The following is a 13,825-nucleotide window of genomic DNA, read 5'->3' on the forward strand; positions in this document are numbered from 1 at the left end:
GCATGTCCGGCTTCGCCAATTTCCGCGAGTTCTATCCCTATTACCTGGGTGAGCACAGCAATGTGCAATGCCGTCGCATGCATTTTGCCGGCAGCACCCTGGTGTTGTTGATCGTGCTGGCCTCCGTTTTCAGCGGTGCCCTGGCTTGGCTATGGCTGCTGCCGATCGCCGGCTATGGCTTTGCCTGGGTCGGGCATTTTTTCTTCGAGAAGAACCGGCCGGCCACCTTCCGACATCCGCTATATAGCCTGATGGGCGACTGGGTGATGTATTGGGATGTGCTGCGTGGTCGGGTCAAGCTCTGAAGCGGCTGTCGGTAGCGCTACTCAACGGTATTGATGGTGGCAGGATTCGCAGGCTTCGCCGATCGGCTTGATCGCGGCGGCAAGCGAGCCGCATTCGGCGGGTGCAGCGACTGCGGCGGACTGCACTGCGCTGTGCAGCTTGTCGGCCGCATCCAGGAAAGCCTTGTCGGCACCGGGAAAAGCAGGGCCGATATCCTCGGAGATGGCCAGCAGCGTACCCAACTGGGCGCGCGATTTGCCGGCATCGCACTGTTGCGTCTTGACCGCGTTGCGCAGACCCCCAAAGTGATGAGCCATCACGGTCATTACCGCGTGCGGCATGGGATTGCGATCTTTCAGGGCGTTCATGGCGAACACCGTGCCGACGATGCCTATGGCCAGGCCAAGCAGGATCAACAGGGCGGCTCGCATCGACGCAGTTCCTTAAGGGTTGGGAAGGACGCGGCGCAGGGTAGCACAGGCTTCATGACCGCTTACCGGATAAAATACCCCCTGATTTCAAGGAATACGTGACATGCGCTACCTCTCCTGCACGTTGGCCGGCCGATGACTGCCGCCCTGCAAACCGAACGATTCGCCGGTGTCGAGCGTCTTTATGGGGTGGGCAGCCTGGAGCGCTTCGCTCAGGCTCACGTGGCTGTGATTGGTGTTGGCGGGGTAGGCTCCTGGGCCGCCGAAGCACTGGCGCGCACGGGCGTGGGCAGCCTCACCTTGATCGATGCCGACGAAGTCTGTGTCTCCAATACCAATCGCCAACTTCATGCCCTTGATGGCGAATTCGGCAAGCCCAAGGTAGGGGTCATCGCGCAGCGCGCCCAGGCCATCAATCCCGCGATACGGCTGGAGGCTATCGAGCGCTTCCTGACGCCGAGCACCTTGGATGACCTGCTCGATCGAGGCTATGACGTGGTCTTGGATGCTTGCGACGCTTTCCGGGTGAAACTGGAAGCCATCGCCTGGTGCCGTCGTCGCAAATTGCCGATGGTGACGGTGGGTTCCGCCGGTGGTCGCACCGATCCCACGCAGGTACGTGTGCGCGATCTCTCGCGTACCGAGCATGACGCGATGTTCAGCCTGATCCGGAAGAAACTGCGCCAGGATTTCGGTTTTCCGCGTAATCCGGATCGATACTTCGGGGTGTCGGCGGTTTATTCATTGCAGAACGTGCAATACCCACAGCCAGACGGTAGCGTCTGCGGCACTCGCCCTCCCGGTGGCGATGCCTTGAACCTGGCCTGCGGCGGCGGCCTGGGCGCCGCGACTCACGTGACCGGCGCGTTTGCGTTCGCTGCCGTGAGCAGGGTGGTGGAGAGATTACTTGAGCCCGGCCGACAAGGTCCCGCAAGGAGCCTGTAAAGTCGATCACTGTGTGATCTGTAAAGCCGGTAGCGTCGTCGCCTGTAAATGGAAAAAGCGCTGCCTATTTACAGGCGCCGGCGCCGCCGGCTTTACCGTTTGCCGGTGCGTCACGCACCGGCGCCACTCACCAACCCATGTAATGCCCACCATTGATCGCCAGGTTCGCCCCGGTGATCCAACTGGCGTCATCCCCGGTGAAGAAGGCTACCGCGTGGGCGATTTCTTCCGGTTTACCCAGACGACCGACAGGGATCTGCGCGACGATCTTCTCGCGCACTTCTTCAGGTACCGCCATCACCATGTCGGTGGCGACGTAGCCGGGTGACACTGTATTGACCGTGATGCCGAAGCGGGCGTTTTCTTGGGCTAGCGAAATCGTGAAGCCGTGCATGCCTGCCTTGGCAGCGGCGTAGTTGGCCTGGCCATACTGGCCCTTCTGGCCGTTGATCGAACTGATCTGCACGATACGGCCCCAGCGCTTGTTGCGCATGTTGTCGATCACGGGCCGGGTGACGTTGAAGCAGGCATTGAGGTTGGTATTGACTACGTCGTTCCACTGCTCGTAGGTCATCTTGTGGAACGTGGTATCACGGGTAATGCCCGCGTTGTTGACCAGGATATCCACGGGACCGAGCTTGCTGTTGATTGCCTCGACCATCGACTGCGACGAGGCCGGATCGGAAACGTCGCCAGGCACCAGCAGCACCTCGATGCCTTCATCGGACATCTTCTTCTGCCAGGCATCCGCCTTGGACTGGTCGCGGTAGTTGGTGGCGACGCGATGCCCCTGGCGGGCGAGGTAGCGAATGATCGCGGTACCGATACCGCCGGTGCCACCGGTGACCAATGCCGTGCGTTGCGTCATTACCTTTTCTCCTGATGTGTTTGGATGTCCATTTCCCTTGATGCCGTTCACATGGCGGGAAGACTCATGCAAACAGCTTAACGATGGATCATGGCAGAACGCGGACCATCGGGGAACGCTGTTGAGAGTGAAAGTTCGTGCTGAAGTTCAAGCCTTCGGACATCAGGCAAGGCGGCTGTTGCTACGCGGTAATTGCCGCGGGTCGAAGCTCGACAGCGCGTCTTGCAGCATGGCGTGCGCGTCATCGATGTCGCGATGTCGCAGGCGCACATTGAGAAAATCCAGAGCGCGCTGCAACATGGATGCTGGTCGAGTCGGATCGACAGGAAACGCTCCTGCGGATTTGGACAGCTTGCGTCCCTGCTCATCCAAGGCCAGGGGGAGATGTCTGTAGGTGGGTGTTGGCAGGCCCAGGCAACGTTGCAGCCAGATCTGTCGCGGCGTTGAATCGAGCAGGTCGTTACCGCGTACCACTTCTGTAATACCTTGATCGGCATCGTCGACCACGCATGCCAGTTGGTATGCGTACAGGCCCTCCACGCGTTTGATCACGAAGTCGCCAGCGGTATCGATAAGCCGCTGGCGTTGCAGGCCTTGCAATCCATCGTCAAAGACGATTTCCACGTCGGGTACTCGCAAGCGCCATGCCGGAAGTCGTGTCGCATCGGATGTTGCAATGCAAAAACCGTGGCGGTGCAGACCACCGCTAGCAACTAGATCGCTGCGGCTGCACCAACAAGGAAATACCAGATCGGCGTCACGTAGTCGCTCGAACGCGGCCTCGTAGGCGGCTTGCCGCTGCGATTGCCGGACGATCGGTTCGTCGGCAACGAGTCCGAACGCGGGCAGGGCGGCGAGAATGCTTTCAGCAGAGCCAGGCACTTCACGAGGCGGATCGATGTCCTCCACACGCACCAGCCATTGGCCTGACGCCTGGCGGGCGCACAGCCAACTCCCCACGGCTGCCACGAGGGAACCGAAATGCAATTGGCCGGTCGGAGAAGGGGCAAAGCGTCCGCGATAACTCATCAGTGGGATTCTAGGCCTTGGCAACGCTTTTTGAACGGCCATGCCGTTCACGGCGCAGGCACCCTTGAAACCGGGCTGGGCAACCACGACTCTTTGCCAATAACCTCCTTTTCATGACTGCCCGAGAGACAGCCATGCGTCGCATCGCATTATTCTTGCTTACCAATATCGCCGTCCTGCTGCTGCTGAGCATCGTCTGCCGCCTGCTTGGCGTGGACCGCTGGGCCTATAGTCATGGCTTGGGCGGAACCACTGGCCTGCTGATCTATGCCGCCATTTTCGGCATGGGCGGCTCCTTCATCTCCCTGGCCATGTCCAAATGGATGGCCAAGATGTCCACAGGGGCCCGGGTCATCACCGAGCCGCAGAACGAGGGCGAGCGTTGGCTGGTCGATACCGTGCGCCGCCATGCCCAGGCAGCGGGTATCGGCATGCCCGAAGTGGCCATCTACGATGCGCCGGAAATGAACGCATTCGCAACGGGCATGACCAAGAACAGCTCGCTGGTGGCTGTCAGCACCGGGCTCTTGCAGCAGATGGACCGCGATCAGGTGTCGGCGGTGCTCGGGCATGAGATTGGTCATGTTGCCAACGGCGACATGGTCACATTGACTCTCATCCAGGGTGTGCTCAATACCCTGGTCATTCTGGCCGCGCGCGTAGTCGGGCGTGCCGTCGACAGCTGGCTGTCGGGCGGGCGTGACAGCCGCGACGGCGGCGGCATAGGCTATTTCGTGTCGGTGATGGTGCTGCAACTCGTATTTGGCCTGTTCGCCTCGATGATCGTGATGGCGTTCTCACGCTGGCGCGAATTCCGCGCGGACACCGCTGGCGCCAACCTTGCCGGGCGTGCCTCGATGATCTCTGCCTTACAGCGCCTGCAGGCCAATCATGGCGAGAGCACCTTACCCAAGACCATGGCTGCTTTTGGTATCTCCGGCCACCTGGCGCAGGGATTCCAACGCCTGTTCATGAGCCATCCGCCGCTGGATGAGCGCATTGCCGCCTTGCAGCGCGGCTAAGGAATTCCAGGCTGGCCGATCGCCATGGTGTTGGCGGGCCTGGTCCCCCATGACGGGGCGCGTGCGCTCCGTCAATAATAGCGTCCTTTCCCTTCAGCCTTTCAATTGACGTCCATGACCACGACTGCTTCTCCCGAAACCCACAAGTTCCAGGCCGAAGTGGCCCAGGTCCTGCACCTGGTCACGCACTCGCTCTATTCGCATAAGGAAATCTTCCTGCGCGAACTGATCTCCAACGCATCCGACGCCTGCGACAAGCTTCGCTTCGAATCCCTTGCCCAGCCCGAATTGCTGGCTGGCGACGGTGAACTACACATCGATGTGCGCTGGGATGCCGACGCGCGAACAGTGACCGTCAGCGATAATGGCATCGGCATGAGCCGTGACGAAGTGGTTGCCAATATAGGCACGATCGCCAGCTCCGGGACTCGCCGGTTTCTCGAAGCCATGTCTTCGGAGCAAAAAAACGATGCTCGCCTGATCGGTCAGTTTGGTGTGGGTTTCTACTCCGCTTTCGTGGTGGCTGAGCGCGTCACGGTGCTGACGCGCCGGGCGGGGGCTGCGGCAGGCGAGGGAGTGAAATGGGAGAGCGACGGCAAGGGTGAGTACACCCTGGAATCGGTGGACCTGCCTGAGCGTGGCACCCAGATCATTCTGCACCTGAAATCCGAGGAAGACGAATTCCTCAAGCCTTGGACGCTGAAGTCCCTGATCACGCGTTATTCGGATCACGTAGCGTTCCCCATCCGCATGCCCGTCGAGGAAGACGGCAAGCCCGGCAGCCAGTGGGACACCATCAACGCGGCGTCCGCACTGTGGACCAAGCCGAAATCCGAGATCAGCGACGAGGACTACCAGGGTTTCTACAAGTCGCTCGGCCACGACTTCAATGACGCGCTGGCCTGGACGCACAATCGCGTCGAGGGTAGCCAGAGCTTCACCACGTTGCTTTACCTTCCGTCGCAACCGCCATTTGATCTGATGATGGGTGGTCGCGATGAGCGCAAAGGGTTGAAGCTTTACATCAAGCGCGTCTTCATCATGGATGCGGCCGAGGAACTGCTACCCAATTACCTGCGCTTCGTGCGCGGCGTGGTCGATGCCGACGATCTCCCGCTCAATGTCAGCCGCGAGATCCTGCAACAGAATCGCCAGCTTGAGCGTATCAAGGCTGCGTGTGTCAAGCGTGTGCTCGACCTGATCGAAAAGCTCGCGCGTGACGAGCCTGAAAAGTTCACCACGTTCTACAAGGCGTTTGGCAACACGCTCAAGGAGGGCGTTGCCGAGGATCACTCGAACAAGGAGCGCATCGCCAAGCTGCTGCGGTTTGCCTCCACGCAAGGGGAGGGTGCGACGCAGAAGGTCTCCTTCGACGACTACATCGCGCGCGCCCCGGTAGGCCAGGACACCATCTGGTACATCACGGCCGACAGTTTCGCTGCGGCGTCGGGCAGCCCGCAGTTGGAGGCCTTCAAAGCCAAGAACATCGAAGTGCTGTTGATGTTCGATCGCGTTGACGAGTGGATGCTCGGTAGCCTTAACGAATACGCCGGCAAGAAGCTCAAGAATGTCGCCAAGGGCGAGTTGCCGCTGGACGAGGCAGACAAGAAGCAACAGGAAGAGGCCAGCAAGGCCGCCGAACCGTTGGTTGCCAAGCTCAGGGAGTTGTTGGGCGATCGCGTCGGCGACGTGCGCGTCTCTGCCCGCCTGACCGAATCTCCTTCGTGCCTTGCACTGAGCGATTTCGAAATGGCTCCGCATCTCGCACGCCTGCTGCGCGAAGCCGGCCACGACATGCCCGAGAGCAAGCCAACACTTGAGATCAATCCGCAGCATGCCCTGCTCAAGCGTGTCGAGGCCGAATCGGATACGGCCAAGGCGTCGGACCTAGCCAATCTGCTTCTGGAACAGGCAGAGATCGCCGCTGGCGCCCAACTGCCCGATCCGGCCGCATTCGTGCAGCGCATGAACCGCGTTCTGCTCGGTTAGCCGCTCGCCTGGTAAATGATGAGGCCGGCTGCTAATGCAGCCTGTAAACAGGAAAGAGAGAGCCCGCAATCTTGCGGGCTTTTTCCTTTTTCAAAGCCTCATGCAGCCAAGCGCGGCTCTTTTTGATTTCCTCTTCACTCCTTCAGCGTTCGCGCACTCACCGGCCACGCAGTAGCCGACCTCACCAGCGGCCACCTCCAGCGATCCCCATTGGGTTACCCTGCACGCATCTCCGCTACGAAGCGCCCAATGTCAGCCTTGCTGCTTCTGTTTACCTGTCTGGCGCTGGGCATCGTGGTCAGGCGTTTCGCATCGCCGCCGCCAGGCATCGTGCCTGGCATCAATTGGTGGGTGATCAACATCGCGTTGCCGGCGCTCGTATTGGCGATGATTCCGCGTATTCACGTCGATCCACAGCTATGGTTTCCAGTCGCTGCGATGCTGCTCACCTTCGTTGGCGCGTGGGTGCTGATGGCGCTGGTGGGCAGGTGGCGGCAGTGGCCGCGCGAACGTATCGGTGCGCTGACCCTCGTGTGCGGATTGGGCAATACCTCGTTCATGGGCTATCCCATGATGCAGGCCTTGCATGGCAAGGAAGGTCTCGCTGTCGCCGTCGTGGCCGATCAATTGGGCTGCTTTCCCTTGCTGGCCTCGGCGGGTGTGCTGGTGGCCTCGCTCTACGCCGGACGCAAGCCGCAGCCGGCCCTGATCGTGCGGCGAATTCTCACGTTTCCAGCCTTTCTTGCCCTGCTCGTGGGCCTTGCCGTGGGGGCAATCGGTGGCTGGCCTGACGTGGTGGATAGCATGCTGTCCTCACTTGGTGCGACCTTGACACCACTGGCGCTGTTCTCCGTGGGCTTACAGTTCACGTTGCGCCCGCAATCGGGCCAGCTTCCGGCCGCCGTGCTCGGCTTGGCATGGAAACTGGCCCTTGCGCCGTTGGCGTGTTGGTTCCTCGGCCGGGCCACGGGTATTGAAGGGTTGACGCTTACCGTGGGTGTGCTGCAAGCGGCGATGGCACCGATGATCTCAGCGGCGATCCTTGCCGATGATTACGCGCTGGAACCAACTCTGGCCAATACGGTGTTGGGTGCAGGCATCGTGATTTCACTTTTCACGATTCCGCTGGGTAACTGGCTATTGATGGCCGCCTAGATCGAGGCTGCGTCTTGCGACGATGGCTTCGACCGCTTCCTTGGATTGCTTCAGGTTGCTACCGGTCGCCTCGCGATATCGCTTGATCGCCTCGATCATCTTGCCCTGGCGCAACAGTTCCACGATGCGCTCTTCGGCGTCGTGATCCAGTGGCCTGGGTAGCTGAGAGAGCGGCGTGGAATACAAAGCAGAGGTCGGGCGTGTTTGCTGACCTGACTCCGGGCGCTGGCGCGCGGTGAGTCGCCCCAGCACGAACCCGATCACCAGCAGGAGGGCGTAAATCACGTAGGTTTGCACGTACGGATTCATGGGCGCCTCGCTTCGACAGAAGAACGGTAGATAATGCCCACATGTCCATCGATGCATCCACTCCCCTCCATGTCCGTGCCGACGTCTGGCTATGGGCTGCGCGCTTCTTCAAGACGCGCAGCATCGCCAAACAGGCCATAGAAGGCGGTAAGGTCGAGGTCAACCAGGCCAGTTGCAAGCCATCGAGGGCGATCCATGTGGGCGATACGTTGAATATCGCCCGAGGAGATGAACGCTTCGAGGTCGAAGTACTGGGTATATCCGGGCAACGCGGACCGTCATCGGCGGCACAGAAGCTCTATCGCGAGAGCGAAGCCAGTCTGGTTGCACGGGCCGCGATGCGCGAGCAGCGGCGTCTTCAAGGTAGGGCGCCCGCGCCTTTGACACGCCCGGATAAGCAGTCGCGACGTTTGCTATTGCGACTGAAAGACCAAAGTTGACGCGGTTTTCCCTCTTCGGATCGGTGACCCGCCTGCCTTTATGGGAGCAATCTCAATCACAAGGCAAGCCGCGATGCTGGTCGTGGCCTGAAGGTATGAAAAGCGACGATTTGCGACTGAATGGCGCCTCCAAAGAACTTTTCATCGAGGTCGTCATTCGGCGAAGGCCGGAATCCAGCGCCGCCAGCTCCATCGAAGCCAAGTCGCTTAGGCCTGGCCTACACCGCGACGATGGATAGGCAGGGTTTTTAGAGACTTCCTCCAATTCGTCTCTACGCGAAATGGTCAGCCGTGAGTTCGCGAATCACGGCCTTTTTGCCCAGTCCAGCGTATGCATAATCCCGCGTACCGTGGGCTGCTGACTCACGGTACGCGGGTTTCTCTTTGGCTTCAGGTGCAAGACACAGTCGATCCAGGGTTGAGCTAGCCTGGTCAAATCGCTGAGCCGGTGACAAACGGCCTTGGCCCTGCATGGCCTCGGCTGAGCCATCGATCAGCGTGGGTATGAATTTACGGGGCAGGCGTCGGAAAGTGAATTCGATTTGTTTGATAATTTTGATAGGAAAAATCAATCAACGCGCGTCATTGAGAGCCTGATGTGGATGCCGGCCATGAGTATGTTATTTGCAACTTACTGAAAACAATAAGTTTTCAATTCATTGGCAACGATGTGTAGAGCATCCTCACCCGCTGCCATCCGTCAATCACACTTTGAGGTGTTTGAGCCGGTATAGCGCCTCAAGTGCTTCACGTGGAGACAGTGCATCGGGATCGATTTCCTCAAGCGCGCGTTCCACCGCCGACGGCGCAGCGGCAAACAGCCCCAACTGAGGCGATGCATCGGCTACCGCAGCCGGCCTGGCGACATGCGCGTGCATGCCACGTTCGAGTTCGGCCAGCGTGCGCCGCGCGTCGGCGATCACGCTACGCGGTAAGCCTGCCAGGGCGGCGACCTGCAGACCGAAGCTCCGGTTGGCCGGACCGTCCTTGACCGCATGCATGAACACCAGTTGTTCGCCATATTCAACGGCATCCAGATGCACATTGGCGATCGCCGGATACTCGCTCGCCAGTTCGGTCAGCTCGAAATAGTGCGTAGCGAACAGCGTATAGGCACGGCTGGTCGCCGCCAGATGCACGGCAGCGGCGCGTGCCAGTGCCAGGCCGTCATAAGTGCTCGTGCCGCGACCCACTTCATCCATCAGGACCAGGCTGTGCTCGGTCGCGTTGTGCAGGATATTGGCTGTTTCGCTCATTTCCACCATGAAGGTGGACTGGCCACGCGACAGGTCATCGCCTGCGCCAATGCGGGTGAAGATGCGGTCGATCGGGCCGATCGATGCACGCGACGCCGGCACATAGCTGCCGATGTGAGCCAGCAGCACGATCAATGCGTTCTGGCGCATATAGGTGGATTTACCGCCCATGTTCGGCCCGGTAATCACCAACATGCGGCGTTGTTCGCCCAGTCGCAGGTCGTTGGGTTCGAACGGCTCGTCGCGGACTTTCTCCACCACCGGGTGGCGGCCGCGCTCTATCACGACGCCCGCTATGTCACACAGTTCCGGCTCGCTCCAGTCCAAGGCCGATGCGCGCTCGGCGAGCGTGGCCAGGACATCCAGCGCGGCGATGGCCGACGCTGCAGCTTTAAGCGGTTCAAGCTTGGCGGTCAGCGTGTCGAGCAGCTCCTCGTAAAGGGCGCGCTCACGCATCAACGAGCGTTCCTTGGCCGAGAGCACCTTGTCCTCGAAGGTTTTCAGTTCCTCGGTGATGTAGCGTTCGGCGTTCTTGGTGGTCTGGCGTCGTGTGTAGTGCGTGGGCGCCTTGTCCGCCTGTCCTTTACTGATTTCGATGTAGTAGCCATGCACGCGGTTGTAGCCGACCTTAAGCGTGGTGATGCCGCTGGCGGCCTTTTCGCGCTCTTCCAGTTCAACCAGGAACTGATCGGCGTTGGTGGCAAGCCGGCGCAATTCATCCAACTCGGCGTCGTAACCGTCAGCCACCACCCCGCCATCGCGCTGCAAGACGGGTGGCTGTTCGACGACGGCGCGTGCCAGCAAGGCAGCGGTATCGGCGTGGTCGCCAATACTTTCCACCAGCGCATGCAATAGTGGGCTATCCAGGGTGGCGATGCGTTCGCGCAGCACCGGCGCGGCGGCAAGACCGTCACGCAAGGTGGAAAGATCGCGCGGACGTGCCGAACGCAGTGCTACGCGTGCCAGGATGCGTTCCAGGTCACCGATACCTTGCAAAGGTTCGCGCAGGTTTTCGTAGCCCCGATTTTCGATCAACATGCCAACTGCCTGATGGCGGCGGCGCAAGGCATCCTGTGAACGCAGCGGCCGGTTGAGCCAGCGCCGCAGCAGGCGTGCGCCCATCGGTGTCACCGTCTCGTCCAGCACACCAAGCAGCGTATGTTCGATGCGGCCGCTTGGATGGGTGTCCAGTTCCAAGTTACGGCGTGTGGCTGCATCGAGTGCGATGGTTTCGCTGGCGCTTTCCACCGCCATGCCCGATAGATGGGGCAGGGCGCTCTTCTGGGTCTCCTCGACATAGCCAAGCAGGCAGCCGGCAGCGGCGATCGCCAGCGGCAGGCCGTCCACGCCGAAGCCATCGAGCCCGCGTGTGCCGAAGAAGCGATTCAATTCGCGTCGAGCGGCATCGCCGTCGAAGTGCCACGGTGGTCGCTTGCGTAGGCCCGGCAGGGCGCTGACCAGCCGTGGCCAGGCTATGTCCTCGCTTACCAGCGTCTCAGCCGGTTGCAGGCGCGCCAACTCCGCCGCCAGCCCTTCGGCCGAAGGGACCTCACTCAATAGGAACCGCCCGGAGGACAGATCCGCCCAGGCCAGGCCATAGGCGCCATGGGCACCGGCGGCGATTGCCAGCAAGAGGTTGTCGCGGCGCTCTTCGAGCAGGGCGGCATCGGTCACCGTACCTGGCGTAACGATACGTACCACCTTGCGTTCCACTGGCCCCTTGGACGAGGCCGGGTCGCCGATCTGCTCGCAGATTGCCACCGATTCGCCCAGTTTCACCAGGCGAGCGAGATAATTTTCCGCCGCGTGGTAGGGCACGCCAGCCATGGGAATCGGCTGTCCCGCCGATTGGCCACGTTGGGTCAAGGTGATGTCCAGCAGGCGCGCGGCTTTGCGCGCATCGTCGTAGAACAGCTCGTAGAAATCCCCCATGCGAAAGAACAGCAACACATCAGGATGTTCAGCCTTGGCGCTTAGGTACTGGCGCATGAAGGGCGTATGCCCGCTCAGCGCGGCCGAGGATTCGGAATTGGTTTTCAAATCATCCATTTATGCTGCTTCTGCGTCTTGGTGGTGTGAGGCGGTCGGCGCGCTGTCGAGGGGCAGTCCCGTGGCTACCCGACCTGCCATTGTACCGGCCATCAGGGTTATGGCGCCGGGATGGCACGCATGCGGCAACGTCATGGGCGGGCTCGCCTCTGCGTCGCGGCATAGCTGACTTGTCGGCTGATGGGGCTACGGCGGATGGTCGATGTCGCGCTACGCCGGTGAGTGATTCAATCGCCAGACCACGGAACAGGAGGGCGCGCGCATGGCTACCGGCAATGAAACCATCCCTGGCCTGGGGGAACGCAAGCGAGCGTTGACCTGCGCAGGTGGCGGAATCCTGGACATGGCGATCGCCATGATGGAAACCACCACAATGCTACCCAGTCCGCGAGGTTATCTGCTGGGCGACGTGGACGGGCTTGGCGTCGCCAAGAGAGGCGACGCCGCCAACTTTGGCATCTTCAAGCAGAACTGGAAAATGATCCGCGAGGCATGGCCGCCCTTTCAGTCGCTGGGTGCGGCTGACTGGATGCGTGGTTGCGCGCTTAATGGCAGTCTCTCGCTCGATGTACACATCCTGCACGCCAGCATGCGGTTCTATGGACCGCGCTGGTTCCATGGGCATCGCCAAGGCGAATCCGGTCTTGTTGCTCCCGATGCCTGTTCGCCGATGATGGCGGACATCCTCAACTATCAGCGCGCGGTGTACTGGATCGCCAACCAGTTGGAGCCAGACCATCTCACCGATGACCTGCGCTTCTGGGACAATACCGTGCCTGCGATCTAGGCAGGCGCCCTGTTCGGTGTGCGCTCCGGCTGGCGACCAGGCGGGTCTGTGGATCGGCTGTCCGGTTCGATTCGATCATCCCAGGAGCAACTGGCGATTGCGGTGGGTGAAAGGGCTTTTCCGCAATAAGTGAAATTCTGGCGGAAGCTCGCATGGGGGCAATCGCGTCGCCGTCAAGACTTGGCGGCGTGCGGGCGAGAGAGTAAAAAATTCACTGATGGATGCCCCTGACCAAACACACTACGGCCCGACCGATGCCGAACTCAACCGCCTCGCCCGCGAGGTGGCCGCCGCTGTACAACTGCGCCGCATCATGGCCGTGACCGCAGAGTCCTGTACAGGCGGCTGGATCGCCAAGACCCTGACCGATCTGCCCGGCAGTTCTGCCTGGTTCGACGCAGGCGTGGTCACCTACAGCTATGAAGCCAAGCAGGCTCTATTGGGGGTGCACCCGCGGACGCTTGAACGCACCGGCGCGGTCAGTGAGGAAACCTCGCTGGAAATGGTCTCCGGTGCGCTATCACGCTTTGGTGCCGGTATTGCGGTGGCCGTTACCGGCATCGCCGGTCCCAGCGGGGGCACCCCGGACAAACCCGTCGGTACGGTCTGGATCGCCTGGAAGGTACGTGGCGGCGACCCTCGTGCGCAGATGTTCCACTTCCCTGGCGACCGTGAGGCGGTGCGCCGTCAGACTGTCGCCGCAGCCCTGGTGGGCATGCTGCATATGCTGGCTTCGGGTGGCCTGCGCGCCTGACCGGCTTGACCGGTGTGGGATACTCCTCCTTTGATCAATCAGATCGCAGCCCGTGAGACATGACGCGGGCATGATGCAACTCATTCACAGACCAACCGGGATTCAGACGATGGATGACAACAAGCGCAAGGCGCTCACTTCCGCCCTCGGCCAGATCGAGAAGCAGTTCGGCAAGGGTGCCGTGATGCGCCTGGGCGACCGTACCGATGACGCCATCGAGACCGTCTCCACCGGCTCGCTGGGCCTGGACATCGCGCTGGGCGTGGGTGGCTTGCCGCGTGGCCGCGTCATTGAGATCTATGGTCAGGTATCCTCCGGTAAGACCACGCTGACTTTGCAGGTGATCGCCAATTGCCAGAAGAACGGCGGCACGGCAGCCTTCGTTGATGCCGAGCACGCGCTCGACCCGACCTACGCCGAGAAACTGGGCGTGAATGTGGCCGACCTGCTGGTTTCCCAGCCCGATACCGGCGAGCAGGCGCTGGAAATCGCCGACATGCTGGTGC

14 protein-coding genes are annotated in these 13,825 nt (G+C 61.0%); 9 read left to right on the plus strand and 5 right to left on the minus strand.

Features of this window, described 5'->3' with window-relative positions; genetic code table 11:
- Nucleotides 1-2: 2 nt before the first annotated feature.
- On the plus strand, nucleotides 3-305 hold the full coding sequence (locus VF436_RS11300; RefSeq protein WP_330904128.1) for a DUF962 domain-containing protein: 303 nt from the start codon (nucleotides 3-5) through the stop codon (nucleotides 303-305).
- Nucleotides 306-326: 21 nt separating this feature from the next.
- Here VF436_RS11300 and VF436_RS11305 read toward each other — a convergent pair whose 3' ends face one another.
- Complete coding sequence (locus VF436_RS11305) at nucleotides 327-716, minus strand: cytochrome C (protein WP_330904129.1); 390 nt, start codon at nucleotides 714-716, stop codon at nucleotides 327-329.
- Nucleotides 717-851: 135 nt separating this feature from the next.
- Here VF436_RS11305 and VF436_RS11310 point away from each other — a divergent pair, with 135 nt between their 5' ends.
- Nucleotides 852-1,661: a tRNA threonylcarbamoyladenosine dehydratase gene (locus tag VF436_RS11310; protein ID WP_330904130.1), complete on the plus strand. Its 810-nt coding sequence runs from the start codon at nucleotides 852-854 to the stop codon at nucleotides 1,659-1,661.
- 127 nt (nucleotides 1,662-1,788) lie between these two features.
- Here VF436_RS11310 and phbB read toward each other — a convergent pair whose 3' ends face one another.
- Complete coding sequence (gene phbB, locus VF436_RS11315) at nucleotides 1,789-2,529, minus strand: acetoacetyl-CoA reductase (RefSeq protein ID WP_330904131.1); 741 nt, start codon at nucleotides 2,527-2,529, stop codon at nucleotides 1,789-1,791.
- A 162-nt stretch (nucleotides 2,530-2,691) separates the two neighbouring features.
- On the minus strand, nucleotides 2,692-3,558 hold the full coding sequence (gluQRS, locus tag VF436_RS11320) for a tRNA glutamyl-Q(34) synthetase GluQRS (RefSeq protein ID WP_330904132.1): 867 nt from the start codon (nucleotides 3,556-3,558) through the stop codon (nucleotides 2,692-2,694).
- A gap of 134 nt (nucleotides 3,559-3,692) precedes the next feature.
- On the opposite strand from gluQRS, the gene htpX reads away from it, so the two are divergent.
- The 3 genes from htpX (at nucleotide 3,693) to VF436_RS11335 (ending at nucleotide 7,724) form a co-directional block, all read left to right on the plus strand.
- The gene (htpX, locus tag VF436_RS11325) at nucleotides 3,693-4,580 is read left to right on the plus strand and encodes a protease HtpX (protein ID WP_330904133.1); all 888 of its coding nucleotides are present in this window, start codon (nucleotides 3,693-3,695) and stop codon (nucleotides 4,578-4,580) included.
- Between the two features lie 114 nt (nucleotides 4,581-4,694).
- Nucleotides 4,695-6,569, plus strand: a complete 1,875-nt coding sequence (gene htpG, locus VF436_RS11330) for a molecular chaperone HtpG (RefSeq protein ID WP_330904134.1) — start codon at nucleotides 4,695-4,697, stop codon at nucleotides 6,567-6,569.
- 249 nt (nucleotides 6,570-6,818) lie between these two features.
- The gene (locus VF436_RS11335; protein WP_330904135.1) at nucleotides 6,819-7,724 is read left to right on the plus strand and encodes an AEC family transporter; all 906 of its coding nucleotides are present in this window, start codon (nucleotides 6,819-6,821) and stop codon (nucleotides 7,722-7,724) included.
- Here the strand turns inward: VF436_RS11335 and VF436_RS11340 are convergent.
- Nucleotides 7,707-8,033: a hypothetical protein gene (locus tag VF436_RS11340; protein WP_330904136.1), complete on the minus strand. Its 327-nt coding sequence runs from the start codon at nucleotides 8,031-8,033 to the stop codon at nucleotides 7,707-7,709. The two genes, VF436_RS11335 and VF436_RS11340, sit on opposite strands and share 18 nt — an antisense overlap.
- 41 nt (nucleotides 8,034-8,074) lie before the next feature.
- Between VF436_RS11340 and VF436_RS11345 the strand changes: the two genes are divergently transcribed.
- Nucleotides 8,075-8,473 carry an RNA-binding S4 domain-containing protein gene (locus VF436_RS11345; protein WP_330904138.1) on the plus strand — a complete coding sequence of 133 codons (399 nt, stop codon included), beginning with the start codon at nucleotides 8,075-8,077 and terminating at the stop codon, nucleotides 8,471-8,473.
- A 704-nt stretch (nucleotides 8,474-9,177) separates the two neighbouring features.
- Here VF436_RS11345 and mutS read toward each other — a convergent pair.
- Nucleotides 9,178-11,778: a DNA mismatch repair protein MutS gene (gene mutS / locus VF436_RS11350; RefSeq protein ID WP_330904139.1), complete on the minus strand. Its 2,601-nt coding sequence runs from the start codon at nucleotides 11,776-11,778 to the stop codon at nucleotides 9,178-9,180.
- Nucleotides 11,779-12,040: 262 nt separating this feature from the next.
- Here mutS and VF436_RS11355 point away from each other — a divergent pair, with 262 nt between their 5' ends.
- The 3 genes from VF436_RS11355 to VF436_RS11365 form a co-directional block, all read left to right on the plus strand.
- On the plus strand, nucleotides 12,041-12,565 hold the full coding sequence (locus VF436_RS11355) for a hypothetical protein (protein ID WP_330904140.1): 525 nt from the start codon (nucleotides 12,041-12,043) through the stop codon (nucleotides 12,563-12,565).
- A 217-nt stretch (nucleotides 12,566-12,782) separates the two neighbouring features.
- Nucleotides 12,783-13,319 (plus strand): CinA family protein, encoded by a 537-nt coding sequence (locus VF436_RS11360; RefSeq protein ID WP_330904141.1) that lies wholly within the window; start codon nucleotides 12,783-12,785, stop codon nucleotides 13,317-13,319.
- 109 nt (nucleotides 13,320-13,428) lie between these two features.
- Nucleotides 13,429-13,825, plus strand: a 397-nt coding sequence (locus VF436_RS11365; RefSeq protein WP_330904142.1) for an ATPase domain-containing protein, incomplete at its 3' end; no start/stop codon positions are given.

The sequence above is a fragment of the Dyella sp. genome (genome assembly GCF_036384435.1).
Lineage (GTDB): Bacteria > Pseudomonadota > Gammaproteobacteria > Xanthomonadales > Rhodanobacteraceae > GSA-30.

Excerpts from the sequence above, each read along its gene's own strand:
- phbB (WP_330904131.1), bottom strand. The coding sequence starts at position 2,529 with ATGACGCAACGCACGGCATTGGTCACCGGTGGCACCGGCGGTATCGGT.
- VF436_RS11355 (WP_330904140.1), top strand. The coding sequence starts at position 12,041 with ATGGCTACCGGCAATGAAACCATCCCTGGCCTGGGGGAACGCAAGCGA.
- VF436_RS11305 (WP_330904129.1), bottom strand. The coding sequence starts at position 716 with ATGCGAGCCGCCCTGTTGATCCTGCTTGGCCTGGCCATAGGCATCGTC.
- VF436_RS11300 (WP_330904128.1), top strand. The coding sequence starts at position 3 with ATGTCCGGCTTCGCCAATTTCCGCGAGTTCTATCCCTATTACCTGGGT.
- htpX (WP_330904133.1), top strand. The coding sequence starts at position 3,693 with ATGCGTCGCATCGCATTATTCTTGCTTACCAATATCGCCGTCCTGCTG.
- VF436_RS11345 (WP_330904138.1), top strand. The coding sequence starts at position 8,075 with ATGTCCATCGATGCATCCACTCCCCTCCATGTCCGTGCCGACGTCTGG.
- htpG (WP_330904134.1), top strand. The coding sequence starts at position 4,695 with ATGACCACGACTGCTTCTCCCGAAACCCACAAGTTCCAGGCCGAAGTG.
- gluQRS (WP_330904132.1), bottom strand. The coding sequence starts at position 3,558 with ATGAGTTATCGCGGACGCTTTGCCCCTTCTCCGACCGGCCAATTGCAT.
- mutS (WP_330904139.1), bottom strand. The coding sequence starts at position 11,778 with ATGGATGATTTGAAAACCAATTCCGAATCCTCGGCCGCGCTGAGCGGG.
- VF436_RS11335 (WP_330904135.1), top strand. The coding sequence starts at position 6,819 with ATGTCAGCCTTGCTGCTTCTGTTTACCTGTCTGGCGCTGGGCATCGTG.
- VF436_RS11340 (WP_330904136.1), bottom strand. The coding sequence starts at position 8,033 with ATGAATCCGTACGTGCAAACCTACGTGATTTACGCCCTCCTGCTGGTG.
- VF436_RS11310 (WP_330904130.1), top strand. The coding sequence starts at position 852 with ATGACTGCCGCCCTGCAAACCGAACGATTCGCCGGTGTCGAGCGTCTT.
- VF436_RS11360 (WP_330904141.1), top strand. The coding sequence starts at position 12,783 with ATGGATGCCCCTGACCAAACACACTACGGCCCGACCGATGCCGAACTC.